27 protein-coding genes and 3 pseudogenes are annotated in these 19,411 nt (G+C 41.8%); 26 read left to right on the forward strand and 4 right to left on the reverse strand.

What is annotated here, in order from left to right; all coding sequences use genetic code 11:
* Positions 1 to 19 precede the first annotated feature (19 nt).
* The 8 genes and pseudogenes from ACQY1X_RS21590 to ACQY1X_RS21625 all read left to right on the forward strand — a co-directional run bounded on the left by ACQY1X_RS21590 (position 20) and on the right by ACQY1X_RS21625 (position 7,330).
* Positions 20 to 1,471, forward strand: a complete 1,452-nt coding sequence (locus ACQY1X_RS21590) for a RecQ family ATP-dependent DNA helicase (RefSeq protein WP_002738465.1) — start codon at positions 20 to 22, stop codon at positions 1,469 to 1,471.
* Positions 1,472 to 1,916: 445 nt separating this feature from the next.
* Positions 1,917 to 2,261, forward strand: a complete 345-nt coding sequence (locus ACQY1X_RS21595) for a hypothetical protein (protein ID WP_430015136.1) — start codon at positions 1,917 to 1,919, stop codon at positions 2,259 to 2,261.
* A gap of 217 nt (positions 2,262 to 2,478) precedes the next feature.
* Positions 2,479 to 2,766 carry a hypothetical protein gene (locus ACQY1X_RS21600; protein ID WP_430015137.1) on the forward strand — a complete coding sequence of 96 codons (288 nt, stop codon included), beginning with the start codon at positions 2,479 to 2,481 and terminating at the stop codon, positions 2,764 to 2,766.
* Complete coding sequence (locus tag ACQY1X_RS21605) at positions 2,759 to 6,112, forward strand: type 2 lanthipeptide synthetase LanM family protein (protein WP_430015751.1); 3,354 nt, start codon at positions 2,759 to 2,761, stop codon at positions 6,110 to 6,112. The genes ACQY1X_RS21600 and ACQY1X_RS21605 overlap by 8 nt, the downstream gene beginning before the upstream one ends.
* A pseudogene (locus ACQY1X_RS21610) lies at positions 6,097 to 6,246 on the forward strand (type II toxin-antitoxin system VapC family toxin); the annotation flags it as partial. The gene ACQY1X_RS21605 and the pseudogene ACQY1X_RS21610, both read left to right, overlap by 16 nt.
* Before the next feature lie 2 nt (positions 6,247 to 6,248).
* The gene (locus ACQY1X_RS21615) at positions 6,249 to 6,452 is read left to right on the forward strand and encodes a hypothetical protein (protein WP_002747099.1); all 204 of its coding nucleotides are present in this window, start codon (positions 6,249 to 6,251) and stop codon (positions 6,450 to 6,452) included.
* Positions 6,453 to 6,692: 240 nt separating this feature from the next.
* Positions 6,693 to 6,968: a hypothetical protein gene (locus tag ACQY1X_RS21620; RefSeq protein WP_002739245.1), complete on the forward strand. Its 276-nt coding sequence runs from the start codon at positions 6,693 to 6,695 to the stop codon at positions 6,966 to 6,968.
* A complete protein-coding gene (locus ACQY1X_RS21625) occupies positions 6,965 to 7,330 on the forward strand; it encodes a clan AA aspartic protease (protein ID WP_008205585.1) in 366 nt (121 codons plus the stop codon). The genes ACQY1X_RS21620 and ACQY1X_RS21625 overlap by 4 nt, the downstream gene beginning before the upstream one ends.
* Here the strand turns inward: ACQY1X_RS21625 and ACQY1X_RS21630 are convergent.
* Entirely contained in the window at positions 7,325 to 7,459 is a 135-nt protein-coding gene (locus ACQY1X_RS21630; RefSeq protein ID WP_430013538.1) for a hypothetical protein, read from the reverse strand. The two genes, ACQY1X_RS21625 and ACQY1X_RS21630, sit on opposite strands and share 6 nt — an antisense overlap.
* A gap of 120 nt (positions 7,460 to 7,579) precedes the next feature.
* On the opposite strand from ACQY1X_RS21630, the gene ACQY1X_RS21635 reads away from it, so the two are divergent.
* The 12 genes and pseudogenes from ACQY1X_RS21635 to ACQY1X_RS21690 all read left to right on the forward strand — a co-directional run bounded on the left by ACQY1X_RS21635 (position 7,580) and on the right by ACQY1X_RS21690 (position 12,734).
* The gene (locus tag ACQY1X_RS21635) at positions 7,580 to 7,855 is read left to right on the forward strand and encodes a hypothetical protein (protein WP_002752924.1); all 276 of its coding nucleotides are present in this window, start codon (positions 7,580 to 7,582) and stop codon (positions 7,853 to 7,855) included.
* Positions 7,852 to 8,220: a clan AA aspartic protease gene (locus tag ACQY1X_RS21640; protein WP_430013539.1), complete on the forward strand. Its 369-nt coding sequence runs from the start codon at positions 7,852 to 7,854 to the stop codon at positions 8,218 to 8,220. The genes ACQY1X_RS21635 and ACQY1X_RS21640 overlap by 4 nt, the downstream gene beginning before the upstream one ends.
* Before the next feature lie 566 nt (positions 8,221 to 8,786).
* Complete coding sequence (locus ACQY1X_RS21645) at positions 8,787 to 9,026, forward strand: hypothetical protein (protein WP_002739406.1); 240 nt, start codon at positions 8,787 to 8,789, stop codon at positions 9,024 to 9,026.
* Positions 9,019 to 9,408 (forward strand): type II toxin-antitoxin system VapC family toxin, encoded by a 390-nt coding sequence (locus ACQY1X_RS21650; RefSeq protein WP_002763446.1) that lies wholly within the window; start codon positions 9,019 to 9,021, stop codon positions 9,406 to 9,408. Before ACQY1X_RS21645 ends, ACQY1X_RS21650 begins: the two co-directional genes overlap by 8 nt.
* Before the next feature lie 99 nt (positions 9,409 to 9,507).
* The gene (locus ACQY1X_RS21655; protein ID WP_430013540.1) at positions 9,508 to 9,912 is read left to right on the forward strand and encodes a hypothetical protein; all 405 of its coding nucleotides are present in this window, start codon (positions 9,508 to 9,510) and stop codon (positions 9,910 to 9,912) included.
* Positions 9,913 to 10,079: 167 nt separating this feature from the next.
* Positions 10,080 to 10,310, forward strand: coding sequence for a DUF433 domain-containing protein (locus ACQY1X_RS21660; protein ID WP_002779924.1), 231 nt, complete (start codon positions 10,080 to 10,082; stop codon positions 10,308 to 10,310).
* Positions 10,311 to 10,313: 3 nt separating this feature from the next.
* The gene (locus tag ACQY1X_RS21665; protein ID WP_430013541.1) at positions 10,314 to 10,685 is read left to right on the forward strand and encodes a DUF5615 family PIN-like protein; all 372 of its coding nucleotides are present in this window, start codon (positions 10,314 to 10,316) and stop codon (positions 10,683 to 10,685) included.
* Between the two features lie 142 nt (positions 10,686 to 10,827).
* Positions 10,828 to 11,097 (forward strand): hypothetical protein, encoded by a 270-nt coding sequence (locus ACQY1X_RS21670; RefSeq protein WP_242028831.1) that lies wholly within the window; start codon positions 10,828 to 10,830, stop codon positions 11,095 to 11,097.
* Positions 11,090 to 11,507, forward strand: a pseudogene (locus ACQY1X_RS21675) (hypothetical protein). The gene ACQY1X_RS21670 and the pseudogene ACQY1X_RS21675 overlap by 8 nt, the downstream one beginning before the upstream one ends.
* Positions 11,508 to 11,669: 162 nt before the next feature.
* Entirely contained in the window at positions 11,670 to 11,816 is a 147-nt protein-coding gene (locus ACQY1X_RS21680; RefSeq protein ID WP_002738886.1) for a PEP-CTERM sorting domain-containing protein, read from the forward strand.
* A gap of 190 nt (positions 11,817 to 12,006) precedes the next feature.
* Complete coding sequence (locus ACQY1X_RS21685; protein WP_002770883.1) at positions 12,007 to 12,252, forward strand: UPF0175 family protein; 246 nt, start codon at positions 12,007 to 12,009, stop codon at positions 12,250 to 12,252.
* Positions 12,249 to 12,734, forward strand: a complete 486-nt coding sequence (locus tag ACQY1X_RS21690; RefSeq protein ID WP_002778777.1) for a DUF3368 domain-containing protein — start codon at positions 12,249 to 12,251, stop codon at positions 12,732 to 12,734. The genes ACQY1X_RS21685 and ACQY1X_RS21690 overlap by 4 nt, the downstream gene beginning before the upstream one ends.
* Before the next feature lie 15 nt (positions 12,735 to 12,749).
* Here the strand turns inward: ACQY1X_RS21690 and ACQY1X_RS21695 are convergent, their stop codons facing one another.
* From ACQY1X_RS21695 to ACQY1X_RS21705, 3 genes are all read right to left on the reverse strand, one after another.
* Entirely contained in the window at positions 12,750 to 13,004 is a 255-nt protein-coding gene (locus ACQY1X_RS21695) for a hypothetical protein (protein ID WP_002739141.1), read from the reverse strand.
* 152 nt (positions 13,005 to 13,156) lie between these two features.
* Entirely contained in the window at positions 13,157 to 13,555 is a 399-nt protein-coding gene (locus ACQY1X_RS21700; RefSeq protein WP_002779922.1) for a type II toxin-antitoxin system VapC family toxin, read from the reverse strand.
* A complete protein-coding gene (locus ACQY1X_RS21705) occupies positions 13,552 to 13,797 on the reverse strand; it encodes a type II toxin-antitoxin system Phd/YefM family antitoxin (protein WP_016514827.1) in 246 nt (81 codons plus the stop codon). Before ACQY1X_RS21705 ends, ACQY1X_RS21700 begins: the two co-directional genes overlap by 4 nt.
* Positions 13,798 to 14,148: 351 nt before the next feature.
* Between ACQY1X_RS21705 and ACQY1X_RS21710 the strand changes: the two genes are divergently transcribed.
* The 6 genes and pseudogenes from ACQY1X_RS21710 to ACQY1X_RS21735 all read left to right on the forward strand — a co-directional run.
* Positions 14,149 to 14,637, forward strand: coding sequence for a type II toxin-antitoxin system VapC family toxin (locus tag ACQY1X_RS21710; RefSeq protein WP_016514828.1), 489 nt, complete (start codon positions 14,149 to 14,151; stop codon positions 14,635 to 14,637).
* Positions 14,638 to 14,639: 2 nt separating this feature from the next.
* Positions 14,640 to 14,843, forward strand: coding sequence for a hypothetical protein (locus ACQY1X_RS21715; protein WP_002747099.1), 204 nt, complete (start codon positions 14,640 to 14,642; stop codon positions 14,841 to 14,843).
* A 145-nt stretch (positions 14,844 to 14,988) separates the two neighbouring features.
* Positions 14,989 to 17,043 carry a restriction endonuclease subunit M gene (locus tag ACQY1X_RS21720; RefSeq protein WP_430015138.1) on the forward strand — a complete coding sequence of 685 codons (2,055 nt, stop codon included), beginning with the start codon at positions 14,989 to 14,991 and terminating at the stop codon, positions 17,041 to 17,043.
* Positions 17,001 to 18,479: a restriction endonuclease subunit S gene (locus ACQY1X_RS21725; protein ID WP_430015139.1), complete on the forward strand. Its 1,479-nt coding sequence runs from the start codon at positions 17,001 to 17,003 to the stop codon at positions 18,477 to 18,479. Before ACQY1X_RS21720 ends, ACQY1X_RS21725 begins: the two co-directional genes overlap by 43 nt.
* A 2-nt stretch (positions 18,480 to 18,481) precedes the next feature.
* Complete coding sequence (locus ACQY1X_RS21730) at positions 18,482 to 18,895, forward strand: hypothetical protein (protein WP_430015140.1); 414 nt, start codon at positions 18,482 to 18,484, stop codon at positions 18,893 to 18,895.
* 191 nt (positions 18,896 to 19,086) lie between these two features.
* A pseudogene (locus ACQY1X_RS21735) lies at positions 19,087 to 19,191 on the forward strand (BrnT family toxin); the annotation flags it as partial.
* Positions 19,192 to 19,411: the final 220 nt, after the last annotated feature.

Below are 19,411 nucleotides of genomic sequence, written 5' to 3' on the forward strand. Positions count from 1 at the left end.
ACACCCCAGCAGTTAACCCATGTCTTCCCACAATACCGAAAGCATCCAGACTATTTTTCAGAAAATTTGGGGCTATGATAGCTTTCGCTTTCCCCAACAGGAGATTATCGAGACAATTTTAGCGGCAAAGGATGCCCTGATTGTCATGCCCACGGGATTCGGTAAATCTATCTGTTTTCAATTGCCCGCTTTATTAAAAACCGGCTTAACCCTAGTGATTTCCCCCTTAGTTGCCCTGATGGAAAATCAGGTGGAGGAATTATTAGCCAAAAAACTACCCGTCGCCCTGATTCATAACGAAATCCCCCGACAACAGAGAAAGAAAACCTTAAACGCGATCGCAGATCAAACCCTGCGACTTCTCTATCTTTCCCCAGAAACCCTCTTAAGTCCGCCCCTCTGGTCAAAATTAACCCTTCCCCACGTTAAAATTAACGCTCTCATCCTCGACGAGGCCCATTGTTTAACCCAGTGGGGCGATAATTTTCGTCCTGCTTACCGTCGTCTTGGTGCTGTCCGTCCCGCTCTTCTGCAATCGAAACCGGCAGGCAGCCAAATAGCGATCGCTGCTTTTACCGCCACCGCTAACCCCGCCACCCGTGAGACTCTCACCCGCGTCTTACAACTAGAAAAACCACAACTTTTCTTAATAAATCCTTACCGTCAAAACCTTGACTTAAGCACCAAAATATGTATTAGCCCCGGTTGTCGTCGTCATCAACTATTAAACTTCCTCACCGGTCAACCTCGACAATCCGGCCTGATCTATACTCGTTCCCGTCGCCATAGTGAAAATTTAGCGGCATGGTTGCAATCTCTCCACTATCGCACCAGTGCCTATCATGCCGGTTTATCGCCCTTTCAGCGTCGGGAAATAGAACAAAATTGGCTGCGGGGGGATTTAACTTTTGTTGTCTGTACCTCAGCTTTTGGCATGGGTATCAATAAACCCGATGTGCGTTGGGTTGTCCACTACCAACCCCCAGCTTTACTATCGGAATACCTACAGGAAATCGGCCGCGGTGGTCGCGATGGGGGTAAAATGCAGGCTCTCACCTTAATTAGTGAACCGACGGGATGGTTAGATAATAGCGATAAAAACCAGCAAAAATTCTTTAACTCCCAACAGGAACGCCAATACCGACAAGCTTGGCAAATTTTAGCCCAAATTCCCCTAGAGGGCAAAGTAGAGGCGATTAGTGCCGAATTTCCCGATGGTGCGCTCATTCTCTCCCTTTTACACAGTCTCGATCGCCTAGAATGGCTCGATCCTTTTCATTATCGGCTTATTTATCCTCATAATTCAGCCAAGATGACTTTTAAACCCAGAAATGAGATATTTCCCTACCTCTATACCCGTCGCTGTCGTTGGCACTTTCTCTTAAATGCCTTTGGGTTTCAGGAAAATGCCGATAATTTTCGCTGTGGTCATTGCGATAATTGTCGTCGCAATCGACCTCTGGTAAGCTAGGGAGCGCCAGAGCAGGGAGAGCAGAGCATTTGTACTAATTTTTTTATGTCTTTTTTCTCCTCCTGTCTCGGATTCTCCTCAGCTAAGGTCAGATTTTTGATTTTTGCAGGAGATTTATAGCGGGTTTTACAGAAGTTAGTCCCGATTGAATCTATCAAGGGATTTACCATACCTTACCCGAAATAATAGTGAAATTTTGTGACAAAGTGCAGCCAGATATAAGAATCTTTGCTAGATTTCTAGAAAGCTTCTGTGATAAGTCTCCTTAAAAGGAGATTGTTTGCAGTAAGCTAATCTGGCTAACACGCTTTTGGGCGTGATATAGGGAAAAGTTCGGGCGATTGCGCCTAAATAGAATGCTGGAAGTTGATTTGCGAATGCTATAGTTTAGAATGCTATAGTTTAGTTAATGCCCAGTCACTGCCATTTTTTTGGAGGTTCTAAAATGTCAACACGTTCTTTTGCAGCATTTCTCAACGAAGTGAAGTCAGATGAGACTCTAGCTCGTGATCTCAAGAGTGCTTTAGTATCTGTAAATGTAAATGACCTTTCGGCTGTTGTGGCTGAATTTGCCCACAGAAAAGGCATGGCATTAGATGCAGAAGCTTTGTTAGAATCCTTGCAAGCGTCGATGAATATTGCATCGGCTCCAGAGTTCTCGGATAGGGAGATTGAATATATTCACGGATCTATCGCTATGGAAACGCAAATGGGTTCGACCTTGGGTTGTTACACATGCGGAGATGAAATTCAATGCCGCGATACATCCTTTGCCTCGACCTGCGATTAAATTGAGGGTTGAGATGAGATCGACAGGCATGAGCTTAACCGCTTTTTTGATCGTTCAGGTAACGCCGATTTTTGCTGATTCACTTAGGACTGCTATACCTTCTCCACCATCTGTTCAATGAGGAATCATCTGATAATCCTGCCTGCTAGACATACCATCGCACCTTGCTCATAAAGAAATACCATCTACACCATCCGTTCAATGAGGAATCATCAACATGAATGCAACGCAATTAGCCAATGTCCTTCAAAAAGTCAAAGCTGACCCCGTTTTGCAAGAAACATTAAGATTTACTAAACAGGACTGGGTTGAATTTAACCTAACAACTCAAGAAATCTTGCAAGCGTCGATGAATATTGCATCATACCCAGAATTCTCGGATAGCGAGATTGAAATCCTTAATGGGCCGATGATTGGCTACGCAGCCACGGACACGAATTGTTCAATCCGTCAGTGCCCATCCAATGGTTGCACTGCATTCACACAATGCATTGAAAATGAGTAATGACAAGTCTAAAAGTTTACCAAAACTTCTAGCCAAGGAAGGCTGGACTCTCCGACAGCGTTTAGATTATTCTCAAGTCCTGAAGTTGAGTGAGTACGTTAATGAATCACACCAGCTTGATGAATGGAGCAAAATTGTTGCCCCTAACCAAACTGAGAACTTTATTAAGCGTTTAGAATGGTCAGGCTATACCCCTAATCAAGCTCTATGGGCTTTAAATCCTCCTGAAGAAGCGGTTCCTGCCCATCCAAATTGGTTAGATTTATTGACTTGTTTGCGTCAAGTTCTCGTGGAAGCTGGATGTAGTTTTAATCAAGAGAAAAGTGTAAACCAGTATTCTACAAAGTCTCAGCCTTTACCTTTTGAAGATCTCTGGTTGCCTTTATGTGATTGGGGAGTGAGTGAGCTTAAACAGCGTTTATCCCCAGATTTCTTAGGGGGAGTTAGTGATGATGCTGTGAACAGTCTAACAGAAACACTACTTACCCGTCTCTGTCAATTAAGTGAGAAAGTTCTGTGGGAGGAATTTCACAAAGGTCGAACTCCCGGTCAAATACTGTTAGCTCATCTAGGAGATAATGGCGATGGTAGTGGACTGCCGATAAGGGAGGCTTATTTAACATTTATTCAAGATAATCTTCAGGATGGTCTTGAAAAAATATTGACGATATATCCTGTTTTAGGTCGCTTGTTAGCAACAGTGGTAGAATTGTGGCTAGAATCAAGCATTGAACTATTAAAGCGTATTCATGAAAGCCGACAAGAGTTAAAGAATTGCTTTGATATTTCAATCAATGCCAAAATAAGTGACATTCAACAAGGGATGAGTGATTTTCATCGAGGTGGGCGTTCTGTTGCAGTCCTACACTTTAAAGAATCAGACCATGAAGAGGAAACGCCTCAAAAAGTAGTATATAAACCCAAAGACATGAATGTAGATTCTGTCTATCAACGATTGCTTGGTATCATCAATCAACAGATTGGAGAAAATGTATTTCGGGTTTTGAAAATCCTTCCTCGGCAAGGATTTGGTTTCATGGAGTTCGTGGAACATCGTCCCTGTGTTAATGATCAAGAGTTAAGTGATTTTTACAAAAATGCAGGCCGATTGATGGCAGTTCTTCATATATTAGGCTGTACAGATTGTCACCATGAAAACTTAATTGCGTGTGGAGAGCAATTAATACTTATTGATACTGAGACTCTTTTAGAAGGCGATGTTGGTAATCATACTAATAATGATGACATTGTTATTAGCAATTTACAAAAGTCAATGGGAAGCTCAGTTTTACGCATTGGCTTATTACCACAATGGCTATTTATAGGGCGAAAAGCTCATGCAGTTGATATTAGTGCTTTAGGCATAATACCTCCTAAGAAGTCTTATATTGAACAACCTGGATGGTTAGGGATTAATAGTGATGGAATGTTTTGGGGAGAGGTAGAGACACCCGTTGACACCCCCACTAGCTCTCCTTTTCCTATCGGCAGTTCCAATCTTCTCAATGAATTTCAAGGCGAACTGTGTGAGGGATTTCGCCTACAAATGCAACACTTTCTTGATTATCGTCAGGTATGGTTAGATTCAAATTCTATACTTAGAGATTTTACTGGCTTACCTCGTCGGATTGTTCTTCGTGCTACTCGTATTTATTTTCTCATTCAACTTCAGTGTTTAGAGCCTGCTTCTTTAAAAAATGCAATAGCCTATAGTCTTAAACTAGAACAACTTGCTCGTAGTTATATTTTGGCTACGGAAAAACCGATTAACTGGCCGGTTTTTGAGGCTGAACTAAGACAAATGGAACAACTCGACATTCCATTTTTTGAACATTCAATTGATAGCGATACCTTAACCTTATCTGATAGCTTGCCTAATATTCAGGGTTTTTTAGATACCTCTGGTTTATTAGCTTGTCGAAGAAGGTTAGGAGAACTCTCAGTTGATGAAATTAATTTTCAAATACAATTAATTAAAGGAGCAATAGAAGCCAAGCAAATTAAAGTTGGTTCTCTAGAAATTCCGACAGAACAAATTAATGTATCTGATACTTTCCCAAGTAGTGACTATAAACTTGATGAAGTAATTCGTATCGCCAAACAATTACAGCAACAAGCAATAAGAGATCAGCGTGGCTATCCTGAATGGTTAGGTATAGACATCGGACAAGATCAAGAAAAATTTAACTTTGGTTTAGTTGGTCTTTCCCTCTATGGAGGTCGTTCTGGCATTGCTTTATTTTTTTCTGCCTTAACTCACTTTTTCAGACAGCAAAACTCTGATTTAGAATTTCAAGAATCTTTAGTTAACGATATTCGTGGTTCTGTTGCTCAGATATTAGATATTGTTAAGTCAAAAGATGGTTTTCTTTTATTTCGTTACCTACGAGATCAACCTCTTGGGTTATCAGGAACTGGTGGAATTCTTTTAACACTCCAGATTCTAAGCCAGTTAGAAATCAACCCTATTGACGAGAAATTTTCTAACTATGAAAGAGTCGCTCAAGTGATTATAGATTGTCTTACCCTAGAACGTATCAATAAAGATCAAGGATGTGATTTAATTAGCGGTTGCGCTGGCTTGATTGGCCCGCTTTTATCAATAGCTCAAGATGTTGAAAGCAAAAATTTGCCGTCTCAAAAACCTTTAGACTTAGCTATTGTATGTGGGGAGCATTTGATTTCTCAACAAATGGAAGATGGTGGATGGTTGACCTTAAGAGATAAAAAGCCCCTAACAGGTTTTTCTCATGGTGTTTCTGGGATTATTGCTGCCTTAGCTCGTTTGTATCAACTAACGGAAGATGATCGGTTTTTAACTGCTATTCAACAAGGTTTAGGTTACGAACGCTCTGTCTTTTGTCTTGAAAAAAGAAACTGGCCAGATTTTCGCTCCAGTTCTGAACCAAAAAAATTTATGAACAGTTGGTGTCATGGCGCTCCCGGTATTGCCTTGAGTCGTCTTTGTCTCAAAGAATCAGGGATATGGGATGAGCAAATAGCCACAGAGATGGAAATCGCTCTTGAAACTACCGCAAAACAAGATATGGGTGTCGATCATCTCTGTTGTGGAAGCTTTGGTAGAGCAGCTATTTTGAATTTGGCTAGTGACTTTGACATGGGAGAAAAATGGTCTCTGTTTGCCCAGCAAATAGTAGAATTAAGTCTGAAAAGAGCTTCAAACCAAAAATCTTACCGCCTTTTTTCAACTCAAGAAGGTGAATTACTGTTACCTGGAGTATTTACTGGGATGGCAGGAATTGGACTTCAGTTATTATCATATAGTAGTGGGAAGACAAAACAAATAGTTGCACAATGTCTAACATCAAACTTACTTTTATTTTAACATGGAATTGTAAGCACATGGCAAACGCTCAAATCCAAAGAAAGCTATCCCAAATTAGTCTTGAGCTTGGATACAGGCTACCATTTGTTTGTACCCCTTACGAGTTCATCGGATTTAAGCTTCGAGGAGAATAACTATGTATAAAGATGAAATTGTCGAAGAAATTCACAAATATAGAGAAGAATACGCAAAATCTTTTAATTATGATCTCAAGGCAATATTTGACGATCTTAGAGAAAAGCAAATTGCCAGTGGACGTAAAGTTATTAAGCTCCCGATCAAGCGACAGTATAACAAATCACTGCACCCGACCGAGAGTGCGATCGTCTTCACGCACTGAAAGTTATTAGCTGTAGGGTGCGTTCCCTAATATGGCTCCTACTGCTCCAGCGATCGATTTTTGGGGAACGCACCATGCACATTGATTGCAGCTGTGGGTTAAAGTGCGATGTCGAAGGCACTGGGTAGCAGTACACCAATCTTGTAGAGACGTAGTAGGATGGGCATTAGCTCATCCTACAGACCTGTGAGATATTATAGAGGGGTCTCCAGAAGTCAAATCGTAATCAGGAGTTAGTATATGCAAGCAATCCTTTTAAGCCGTGAAGAAGTTGCTCAACGTGCAGAGAAACTGTACGAAAGCAGAATCCGCCAAGAGGTGGAAGTTGAAGAAAACATTGGCAAGATGGTTATCATTGACATTGAAACAGGTGACTACAAAGTTGATGAAAATGGCTTACACGCTGCTGACTTATTGAGCGAGAAACACCCCCATGCTCGGCTCTTTGGGATCAAAATTGGCTACAACGTTGCTGCCGCTTTTGGTGGGGGTGTTATGGAGCGTGTAGTTAAGTGATTTCAGGTATTGTGGCTAATGGACACCCGATCATCACTATCCCATTTCGGATTCCAAATCGCGCTGACTTTCCGATTGAGTTTGTAGTAGATACAGGATTTACAGATGAGCTTTGTTTACCACCCGAAGCAGTAGCATTACTGAATCTTCCTTTCAGGTACGATATGCGTGCGAATTTAGCAGACAACAGCCAAGTAATGCTGCCTCTTCACAAAGCAATTATTATCTGGAATGGTGAGGAGCGAGAAACTCGTGTATTTGCCACAGGGCGGCGACCCCTGGTTGGAACTGCTTTATTAGATAGCCATGAACTTGTGATTCAGTTTACGGAAGGTGGGTTGGTAACGATTGATGATTTATAGTGCGATGCCGAAGGCACTGCGTAGCAGCACGCCGATTTTGTAGGGTGCGTTCCCTAAGGCGACTCCTACTGCTCCAGCGATCGATTTTTGGGGAACGCACCATGCACCTTGATTGAAGCGCCGATTCAAATTTGAAGTGCACCACTGGGGGGCTTGCGATGAGGCGGCTCATCAGTAGTAGAGCGGGAGCACCTCGTTAGAATAAATCAGAGTATCATTAAGGCAAAATACTGAGTTGAGGTCAACCCTATGGCAGTTCGTCAACGGCGTTATCCCAAAGATGAGTTAGCCGAGCGAGGGCAAAAACTCTACGAATCTGGCATTCGGCAGCAAGTCGAAGCCGGTAATGAAGGTAAGATTGTAGCGATCGACATTGAAACTGGAGAGTTTGAAGTCGATGAAAACGTTGTGCCTGCAACTAATCGGCTCTTTGAACGTCACCCCGATGCCCAACCTTGGATCATTCGTATCGGACATCGCGCTGTTTATCATTTCGGGGCACGGAGTTTGAAGAAAAATCCATGATGGAAGGTGTTGTAAATTTGCGGCGTGAAGCCACGCTAAGGATTGTAGTCGGAAACTCAAATCGGCAACTGCAAGCGGTTGACGCGGTGATTGATACTGGGTTCAATGGATTTTTATCTTTGCCCTCTACAATCATCGCTACATTAAATTTACCTTGGAGTGGTTCTGATTTTGTCACGCTGGGTGATGGCAGTGAAACTTATTTTGATCTGTACACTGGGACTGTGATATGGGATGGGCAGTACCAAGAGATTGATATTGCAGAATCAGAAACAGAGCCTCTACTAGGAATGGCGCTGCTTTACAGATATCGGTTGCAGGTCCATAACATTGAGGGCGGTAAGGTCAAGATTGAAGCCTTATGAGCCAGTGCTAGAAGAGATTCGGTGAGGCGCGGTCTAACAACGCAGCCGTAGGGTGCGTTCCCTAATGTGGCTCCTACTGCTCCACCGATCGATTTTGGGGGAACGTACCATGCACATTTATTGCAGCTGTGATACCAAATCCTGTTATAATAAAACGAGTAAAGACGAGGTTTTAGACCCGATTTTTTTGATACCATTTAGTGGATAATCGACCTCTGGTAAGCTAGGGAGCGCCAGAGCAGGGAGAACACAGCACTTGTACTAAATTTTTTATGTCTTTTTTCTCCTCCTGTCTCGGATTCTCCTCACTTAAGGTCAGATTTTTGATTTTTGCAGGAGATCTATAGCCGTTTTCACAGAAGTTAGTCCCGATTGAATCTATCAAGGGATTTACCATACCTTACCCGAAATAATAGTGAAATTCTGTGACAAAGTGCAGCCATATCTAAGAATCTTTGCTACAATCCTGAGAAGCTTCTGTGATAAGTCTCCTTAAAAGGAGGCTGTTTGCAGTAAGCTAATCTGGCTAACACGCTTGTGGGCGTGGTATGGGGGAGGATACAACCATGACTCATGAGATTTTAGGTGAATTTTTATCTTTGCCTGCTGAAGCACAGAGCCAAGTAGTCAGCCTGATCGCTTTTTTGAAACAAAAGTACATATATTCTGAACCTCTGTCTGCATCGTCAAATGTTGATTTAGTTAATGATCCCTTTGTTGGAATGTGGCGCGATCGTCAAGATTTAGATAGTACTACTTGGGTGCGAAATTTACGAGAAAGCGAGTGGTCAAAGACAAATGGCTAGTTCAACTATCGTAGATACCGACATAATCATTGATGTTGGTCGTGGTATTCCTGAAGCAGTCAATTGTCTGCAAAGGCTACAATCAAGTTCCAGATTAGCAATTAGCGTAGTTACACAAATGGAACTAATTGTTGGCTGCACTAACAAGTCAGAGTTACGGACGCTGGAAAAATTTCTTCAACAGTTTGATGTAATCAGAATTGACCAACCTATTTCAGACAAAGCGGTTGACTTACTTCGCTTGTATCGGCTAAGTCACGGTTTGCTGATTGCCGATGGCTTGATTGCAGGTACAGCAATAATATGGAATTACCCTTTTATCACCAAGAATCAACGAGACTACCGATTTATTCAAAATTTAAATGTATTACCCTACCCTTAGCGAAAAGCCTAACTAGACCTTTATGCCGCAAGTCCTTGGTGGAGGGTGTAAACAGGGCTAGTTCATCGGTATCTGAAGTTAAAAGAGGAGAATTGGTTCTTGAGCGAGGATAAAGAGTATCAATGGCTTCAGTTTGAAAAACTGATAGATTTGCATAAATTTTATTTTGAAAATTTATGCAAATCCGCCTCTTTTTCCTTTGGAATTATTGGGGCGATTTTGACCTATGTAATCAGCGCTAAACTTAGCGAAAACTTAATCCGGCTTGCTCTTCAACTACCATTTCTACTCAGCATCGGGACGTTCATTATATTTCGTTTCGGCACATGGAAGACTTGGGATTTGTCAAATTGGGTGAAGCATCATCAGGCAGAACTTGGAATTGATTGGCGACCTCATGCCGAAACTTTAACCTATATGTCAATCGCATTTGCTCTATTGTTCTTAATAGTAGCCATTGGTCTTGGAGGACTTATTGCAAATCCCTCAATGCTACAGCCGTAGGGTGCGTTCCCTAATGTGACTCCTACTGCTCCACCGATCAATTTTTGGGGAACGCACCATGCACATTTATTGAAGTTGTGATACCAAATCCTGTTATAATAAAACGAGATATAGGGTGCGTCCCACGCAGCCTTTACCTTTTTGAAAACACTTTCAATGATGTAGCTATGGACTGGGAAACTCGAATTACACTAAATCCCGATATTTTGGTGGGAAAACCTATCATTAAAGGAACAAGGATTGCGGTTGAATTTATCATCGATCTTCTCGCCCAAGGTTGGAGTATTGATGAAATTCTGCGAAACTACCCAGGTATTACAGTAGAAGATATTCAAGCTTGTCTTAGCTATGCTAGTGTAATGCTCAAATCTGAGAAAGTCTATGCTATTCCTGCTTAACTGATGCGTTTTCTAGCGAACGAAAATTTCCCCCTTGATGCGGTTGAAGCCCTAGGACAAAATGGCCATGATGTCCTGTGGATTAGGGTGGAATCCCCCGGAATCTCAGACCGGGAAGTTTTAAGTCGCGCCCAAGCAGAAAATCCTATTCTCTTGACATTTGATCAAGATTTTGGAGAACTCGCCTTTCGTTCAAGGTTGCCGGCCAGTGTTGGTATTATTTTGTTTAGAATAAGAGTACCTTCTGCATCTGTAGTCGCTGAGAAAGTTGCCAAGGTTATCTCATTGCGGGATGACTGGTATGGACACTTTACAGTTATTGAAGAAGACAAAATTAGAATGAGAGACTTAACGGTGAGATCGCCGATCTTGTAGGGTACGTTCCCTCATGTGACTCCTACTGCTCCACTGATCGATTTTGGGGGAACGCACCATGCACATTGATTGCAGCTGTATTCCTTGATGGGAGAGGTAGATTTAGGAAGATGCTATGATCCAAATTAGATAGCAACACCAGATGTTTAATATGTCCCTTATCGAACTCCTGCCAACTGTCAGTCAACTAACGCATCAAGACAAGCTCAGGCTTATTCACTATCTTTTGCTTGCAGTAGCCAAAGAGGAAGGATGTAGCCTAGACACTGCAAGTAATGGGCATAATGAAAATATGCTGATCAAGCAACTAGCGGTTACTAACGCGGTTGTCTGGTCGCCTCAAGCAGATCATCAAGCTGTTCACGCTTTGTCTGAGCTTTTGGTGTCGGCAAAGGGAGTATCAAATGCTTGACGGTCATCGCTTTTCTTTTACAGAACGGACTGACAGTTCTGGTCGGTCTAGCATTGCCATACTTGCCGCTAACCTTAACTGATGGACAACAGTCAATAGAGGTTATGGCTTTATTGGATACGGGTGCTAGTGTTAATGTCTTACCCTACGAAATCGGATTACAGTTAGGGGCGGTCTGGGAAAATCAAACTGTTCAAATTCCCTTAAGTGGAAACCTTGTCCATAGTGAGTCACGAGGGCTGGTTGTGACTGGGACAGTTGCACATTTTGCTCCTGTTTTACTTGCCTTTGCGTGGACTCAATCAACAGATGTACCAGTAATTTTAGGTCACATGAACTTTTTTGCAGAATTTAATGTGTGCTTTTATCGAAACGAATTAGCTTTTGAGATTTGTCCGATCCAGAAATAAACTGTTGCCAACCAATCCGCTGAACTTGTCATTTGCCGAACTGTTTTTACTTCGTAGCCAGTGCGATGCCGAAGGCACTGCGTAGCAGTACGCCATCGCTGTAGGGTGCGTTCCCTAATGTGGCTCCCACTGCTCCACTGATCGATTTTTGGGGAACGCACCATGCACATTGATTGCAGCTGTGGGTTTAAATGCGATGCCGCTCCTCCCGCTCAAACCCCGGAACCCTCTGCCCTCGTCGGTCTGGGGGCTGTCGTCGGTCTGGGGGCTGGCTTCAAGCGCCGCCACACCCAAGCAGACAAAAACTAAGCGTTAGTTGAAGGGATTACAACAGGAGAGCCGCAATGGTCTCTTTTTTTGCTATTTAAAAGAGGATTATTTGATATTTGCTTCTTTTTAATGGAGATTGGAGAAATCATCAACCTTCCTCAAGGCACTAGACACAAGCGAGCTATCATAAAACCATCGCTGATTTGACAATCGCCAACCCCTAAAAATTATGAGCGTAGTTATTCCTAATGACATACTGACCGCATCAGGACTCTCCGAAGACGAGCTAAAACTAGAAATCGCCATCATGCTCTTTAAACAAGACAAAATCAGCATTGGCAAAGCCCGTCATCTTGCAGGCATGAACCTCCTCCAATTTCAACACGAACTTAATCTAAGAGAGATTTGTGTCCATTATGACCTTGAAGAATTAGAAGAAGATATCCAAACCTTACAAAAACTGGGCAGACTATGATCGTCGTGAGTGACACCTCACCCATTACCAACCTAGCCGCCGTTAACCAGTTAACCCTTTTGCATCAACTCTATGGAACAATTATCATTCCTCAAGCCGTTTATGAGGAAATGGCGAGTTTAGGTTACGCCGTACCCGGCACGATTGAAATCATGACCTTATCTTGGATAGAAACACGGCCTGTCACCCAGCAAAACCAAGTTAATCAACTACTCAATAAATTAGACCGAGGAGAATCAGAAGGGATTATTTTAGCGCTAGAATTAGGCGCAGATATATTAATTTTGGATGAAAGAAAAGGACGCAAAGTTGCACAATCTCTTGGGCTAAATATTACTGGAATATTGGGACTTTTACTCGAAGCCAAGCAAAAGGAATTGATTATGAATATTAAACCGATTGTTGATCAGCTAATCTTAAAGGCAGAATTCCGAATTAGCGAAACACTCTACAGAAAAGTTTTGACCATTGCGGGAGAATGATTCTATTGCAATATTTCAACCCATTTTACAAAGTGCGATGCCGAAGGCACTGCGTAGCAGTACGCTAATCTTGTAGGGTGCGTTCCCTAATCTGACTCCTACTGCTCCAGCGATCGATTTTTGGGGGAACGCACCATGCACATTGATTGCAGCTGTGGGTTTAAATGCGATACCGAAGGCATTGGGTAACACCCCTAGATGGGGTTGGAGGAGTTGATTTAGGGTACTATACTGGTTTATAGGGTTTTCGAGATTAGTGCTTTTTCTCATAAAGCCTTACTCCTGATCTGGATAGGGGATCTGCTAAACTGAAATTTAGGAGAGTCAAAAGCTTGCCCCAAGGGGAAAGTTAAAAATCATTTAAGCGTTACAGGGTTTGATTCACGAGCATCTAGAAGGCAGGTGAAATTCTGTGTTTATGACTAAGAACTAGCTGCCCAAAGCAAAGACACTTCATACTGATTAAATGTTGAATCCGCACTCACAAGTGTCATATCTTCTACCTGAGCTTGTGCAATCAGCATTCGGTCAAAAGGATCACGATGATGTAAAGGCAATGCAGCCGCCCGCAAAGCATGAGAAGCATTGATCTCTAACGACCTAGCTCCCAGTCGGGTCATTCGAGTGGAGACATAATCATCTATTTGCTCTGGCAGTGGTAATTTACCGATTGAAACTTTAATTCCCATCTCCCAAACACTGGCAACAGAAAACCACACTTCATTGCTTTCGTTTGCAATTTGTTCAATTACATTCTCACTTAACTTGTCTGGTTGGACAAACCACCACAGCCAGCATTGTGTATCCAGTAAAAGTCTCACTCCGCACCACCCTCAAATGCTCCCAAAATATCTTCTGGTAAAGGAGCATTAAAATCATCTGGTATGGTCAACATCCCTCGATCTTGTCCTAAACTAGACCGTCGATCTAAAGATGTCCGAAATGGAACAAGCTTAGCAATTGGGATACCTCGGTTTGAAATAACGATTACTTCTCCGAGTTCCACACGAGACAATAGCCGAGAAAGGTTTGTTTTAGCCTGATGAATGTTTACTGTTTCCATAGTCTAAAAGAACTAAGTCTATAAACTAAGTTTAATCTAGTCACGGCAATTCTGCAAGGGCAAGTTAATTTAGAGTTGTGGGTAACTGACAAGCAACACGACATAACAACACGCTGGAGCAGCGGACAATTGAGAGATCTTAGCGGTGATTCAGAGGTTGTCTATCGCCGCTCAGCTAAGCCGTTAGCTCTCTGGAAGTGGCATAGCACATTAATTGAAGCTGTGGGTTTAAATACGATGCCGAAGGCACTGCGTAGCAGATCGCTGATCTTGTAGGTAGGAAACCCAACTCCCTCAAAACCAAGATTAAATGCAGTGGGATAGACGTGGGATAGATTTTCTCTTATTGCCGTGAGCGAAACCGTCTATATTGAAACCAGTATTTTGGGTCATCTAACCGCAAGACCAACAGAAAACCTGATTCTTGCCGCCAACATTAAGATTACACAAGACTGGTGGGATGAGTATAGTAGTTTATTAGTTCTGTATGTTTCGGAAATTGTTGAAGATGAAGCATCGAGAGAAGATTCAACAATTGCTACTCAAAGACAGAACTTGTTACAGTCCTTGATTTTTCTCGATCTAACCGAAGAAGCGATCGCTCTAGCACAAGAATTCCTGCAACAAAGCAACCTACCCCCCAAAGCCTCTAATGATGCCTTACACATGGCACTAGCAACCGTTTATGGCTTAGACTATCTACTAACATGGAATTGTAAGCAGATGGCAAACGCTCAAATCCAAAGAAAGCTATCCCAAATTAGTATTGAGTTTGGATACAGGCTACCATTTGTTTGTACCCCTTACGAGTTCATAGGATTTAAGCTTCGGGGAGAATAACTATGTATAAAGATGAAATTGTCGAAGAAATTCATAAATATAGAGAAGAATACGCAAAATCTTTTAATTATGATCTCAAAGCAATATTTGACGATCTTAGAGAAAAGCAAATTGCCAGTGGACGTAAAGTTATTAAGCTCCCGATCAAGCGACAGTATAACAAATCACTGCACCCGACCGAGAGTGCGATCGTCTTCACGCACTGAAAGTTATTAGCGGCGGGTGAGCGCGACCGTTATGCTTCAAACCATAGATATCTCAACCCAATACAAAAACTAAGCTAAGAAAAAGTGGGATTGCATCAGTTCGCCCCTAAACTAGAATGCACATAGTTTAATCTCATAGAAAGTAATGCCGACTGAAACCCCCAAAACCTACCTAGAACAAGCGATCGCTGATGGACAGGCGGAAATTAAAGGCGAAGGCAAAAAAGAACGCATTCACTATCTTGCTGCTGATCATTCTGAGCGTTGGTCTGATCCTGAAGAAAAAGTTAGGGCTGAGTTTTGGGCTGAGTTAATTTACAAATATGACTATGATCCTAAATTGATCAAGTTTGAGGTGAAAGTACCTCGACGGACTCCTAATGATTTAGCGGATATAGTTATTTACAAAGATGAGGAGCATAAAGATCCTTATTTTGTTTTTGAGATTAAGCGATCGGATATTACTGATGCCGAATTTTCTCAATCTATTGAACAAGCTTGTGGAAATCGTGCCAGTTTAGCTGCGCCTTTTTGTGGCTCGATCGCAGGTTTAACCCGTCGTTTACTGCGCTTTGATGATAAACAAAAATATCCACCGATGGAGCGCGATCGCAACCATTTAACGGATATTCCGAAGCGGTTTGGTAAACCTCCTGAATGGCGATTTTATAAGAATAAGGAGGGACAAGATTTAAAGGCTGTTCCCCGGGAAGAATTACGTTCAGCGATTCGCAAATGTCATCAGACGCTTTGGGAAGGTGGCCGTCGTAGTCCTATCGCCGCATTTGGTGAATTTTGTAAGTTGATCTTTGTCAAATATCGTGATGAGAAAAATCCTGATATTGAAGATGGACAACCCTATGCGTTTCAGCGTCGTGATGGTGAAAGTAGTGAAGATTTATCGAAACGAATTTTGAGACTCTATACAAATGAGCAGGAAAAAGAACCGGGGGTTTTTACTGACAAAGTTAATATTGATCCGCCTGTTATTGCGCAAGTAGTGGAACATTTAGAAGCTTTATCACTCGATCGGACGGAACTGGACACAAAGGGAGTTGCTTTTGAAGAATTTATGGGAGGATTCTTTAAAGGAGATTTTGGTCAATATTTTACACCTCGTGAATTGATTGCTTTTTCCATTGAGTTATTGAATCCAGAGCGAAAGCATCTAGTTCTTGATCCTGCCTGTGGTTCGGGTGGTTTCTTGCTTTATGCACTTGATCACGTTCGTCGTGCAGCCAATCGGCGTTATGAAAACTATAAAAGTGATCCCCGTCAAAGTGTTGATCATTTTAGCTATTGGCATAGTTTCGCTCAAAACAATCTTTTCGGGATTGAAATTAATGAGGAGTTAGCCCGTGTCGCCAAGATGAATATGATCATTCATGATGATGGTCATACGAATATTGTTGGTCATGATGCTCTTGATTTTTTGGAGCGTTTAACCGCTCTTAAACCCGAACTTGTTCCTAATAAGTTTGATGTGATTTTAACTAATCCGCCTTTTGGATCGGTGGTAAAGTCAACAGAAAAGGATAAGGGTTATCTCGATCAGTTTGATTTACGCCACTATTTGAGTAAGGGGACAACGGATACAGAACCAGATGAATCTACTCAAGGTGAACGCAATGCAAAACGGGGGGCTAAGGCAGTAAAGGAAAGAACTAGCATTAAAACAGAAATTCTCTTTATTGAGCGAGTTTATTCCTATCTAAAACCAAAGGAAGGACGAGCGGCGATCATTCTGCCGGATGGGATTTTAACTAATTCTTCTTTGCAAGGGGTAAGGGATTGGATGCTTTCCCATTTCCAAATTTTGGCGGTGGTGAGTTTGCCTCAATTTGCCTTTGCTTATTATGATGCGGGGGTAAAAGCAAGTATTGTTTTTTTGAGAAAGTTGGGTGATGGTGAGGTTGTGTCTGATGATCAGCCGATTTTTATGGCGTTGGCGGAAAATATTGGCTATGATGCAACGGGACGGAAGACTTTTAATGTAACAGTTGAGCGTGAAACACCAGAACGGGACAAGATTGAACGTCATAGTTGCGATTTGTTTGATTATCGGGTTTGTTTTGAGTGGAATCAGTCTAATCCGAAGGAAGCGGGATGGAGTGAGCGTTATCGAGAGATTATTCCTGATACGGGTTTAATCGCTCAGTGGCGAGAGTTTCAACGAGATCCTTCCTCTTTTTTCGTCTAAGCCCTGTTCGTGTTAATAGCTCTATAGCTTTCGCAATTGAACAGGGCAAAACGGGTAAAAGTTTTGGTGTTTTAAGCGCTAAATTTGAAACCTTTGAACGTCCTTTATTAACGAGTAAGGCAAAATTTCCAATTCGTGATCTATCTCAGCTTGTGTCAGAAGATTTGCTAAATGGAATTTTTAAGAAAAAAGACTTCTATGGTGAAGGTACTTTGCTCGTCAATGTGTGGGATTTATATCGTGATGAGGTTATTCTTCAAAAGACTCTTGAAAGAATCAAGACTACCTCAGAAGAAAATAATCGATTTGAAGCTAAAGAAGGCGATGTATTTTTCTGTCGTTCATCATTAAAGCCGGAGGGAGTAGGCTGGTCTTGCTTATTGGAAAGGTTAAATGAGCCTGCGGTTTTTGAATGCCATTTAATTCGGGCTAGAGTTAACAGCAAAGAAATTCTTCCCTCATTTCTTAATTACTTTGCAAGATCTTATTTTGGTGTTTCGTACATAAGAGCAAAGTCTGTAGTTACAACTATGGCGACTATTGATCAAGGAACTTTATACAACTTGCCTGTTATTTGTCCTCCAGTAGAAAAACAAATTGAATTAGTTGCTGCTATGGATGAGGCGCGATCGCATCGTAAACAAAAATTAGCAGAATCTGATGCCCTTCTTGATGGTAGTGATACCGAAATTCTTAATATACTTGGGTTAAATGTTCCTACCTTGTCACCACGCAATATTTTTGCGACTAGACTTTCTGATCTTAATCAATCAAGAAGGATTGACGTTAGCTATCATCTGCCATTTCATCAAACTATTACCAGAGTTCTTAATTCTTGCCCTTATCCCTTATCTACTATCAGTGAATTATGCTGCAAGCCTGTAGGCGGTGCTACTCCCAAAAAAGGTGATCAAGAGCTTTATACCGACTCAGGAATTAAGTTTTTACGAATCCTAAATATCAAGGCAAATGAAATAGATTTAACTGATGTTAAGTACATAAAGCCGGACGTACATGAGGGACAATTAAAACGCTCTCAGCTAGATTCTGGCGATGTTTTAATGACCATTACTGGAAGAGTTGGCACTGCTGCGGTCGTTAATGAAAATATACTACCTGCTAATATTAACCAGCATATTGTACGTTTAAAAATGTTAAATGATAGTTGTCTTCCCGAATACTTGGCAGCTTACCTCAATACTAATTTAGGGCTAACTATATCTAATCGCAGTGTAACTGGTGGAACTCGTATGGCATTAGATTACGGTGCAATTCAAGCTATTCCTATTCCTTTACCTCCAAAAAAAATTCAAGAACAAGTAATTGCTGTTGTACAACACCGCCGATCCGAAGCCCAACGCCTACGCTCTGAAGCAGAAACAGGCTGGCAAATTGCTAAACAATGGTTTGAAGATCAATTGCTAGGAGGTAGCTGATTGTGATTTTTGAGTTTGTGATGGTTTATCAGCAAGATCCTGACACGGATATTAGACAAATTCTAATAGACACATTAACCACCTCCCTACAAGATAACTATGACGAATTTGAGCCTGATACAGTCGAGCAGATGATCATTTTTCAAACTCAAAGGATCGCAAATCAATCAACGAATCAAGACGGCAACACAACCCAAACAATCATTTTAGGATTTACCCTAGATCTACCAGAAGAGGTTAACGAAGACCAAACAGTCGTTGAAGAATTTGCCAAAGCCTTAACCGAAAAAACCACCCCAATCTCTCATATAGTTAAATTTGAAGACTCACTACTGCAAGCTGATTTAGCCCGATGGTCAGCAGAAATATTTGCCATTGAACCGATGCTCCAGCCGTGTTTGATGGGGATATTGTAACGGTTGAGGAGGATCGTTACGGTTATGGAGAGCAGCGTTTTGTCACATTCGGTTTGTTGCCAGGGCGAGTGATACTAAATCCGTTGAGTAACGCACAGAAAACGGGTTTCTCGGAGAAACCCGTTTTCTACTCATGCACTCATGCAAAACGGAGAATAAATAATCAGTTTTTAATAACTGGATTTAGTATGATTGCCGTTGTCCATAGAGAACGTGAGGATTGCACCCGGATTATTTCTGCAAGAAAAGCGACGAAATATGAACAACGAACCTACTTCGAGCAACTCTCAAACTGATTGGCAACGATTGGATGCGATGAGCGATGAAGATATTGATTGATCAGATTGTCCAGAGATTACGCCAGAAATGTTTGCTAAGGCGGTAGTGCGGCGGGGTTTACCTGCTACAAAAGCCAAGGCTCAAGTTATACTCCCCATTGATAGCGATGTATTGTAAAGTTTCAATAGAAATATAGTCAGATATAGTCAGGCATGGCAATATATGGACATGAAACTA

Source organism: Microcystis protocystis FBCC-A270 (assembly GCF_050500235.1).
In the GTDB taxonomy this organism is placed as follows: Bacteria; Cyanobacteriota; Cyanobacteriia; order Cyanobacteriales; family Microcystaceae; genus Microcystis; species Microcystis ichthyoblabe_A.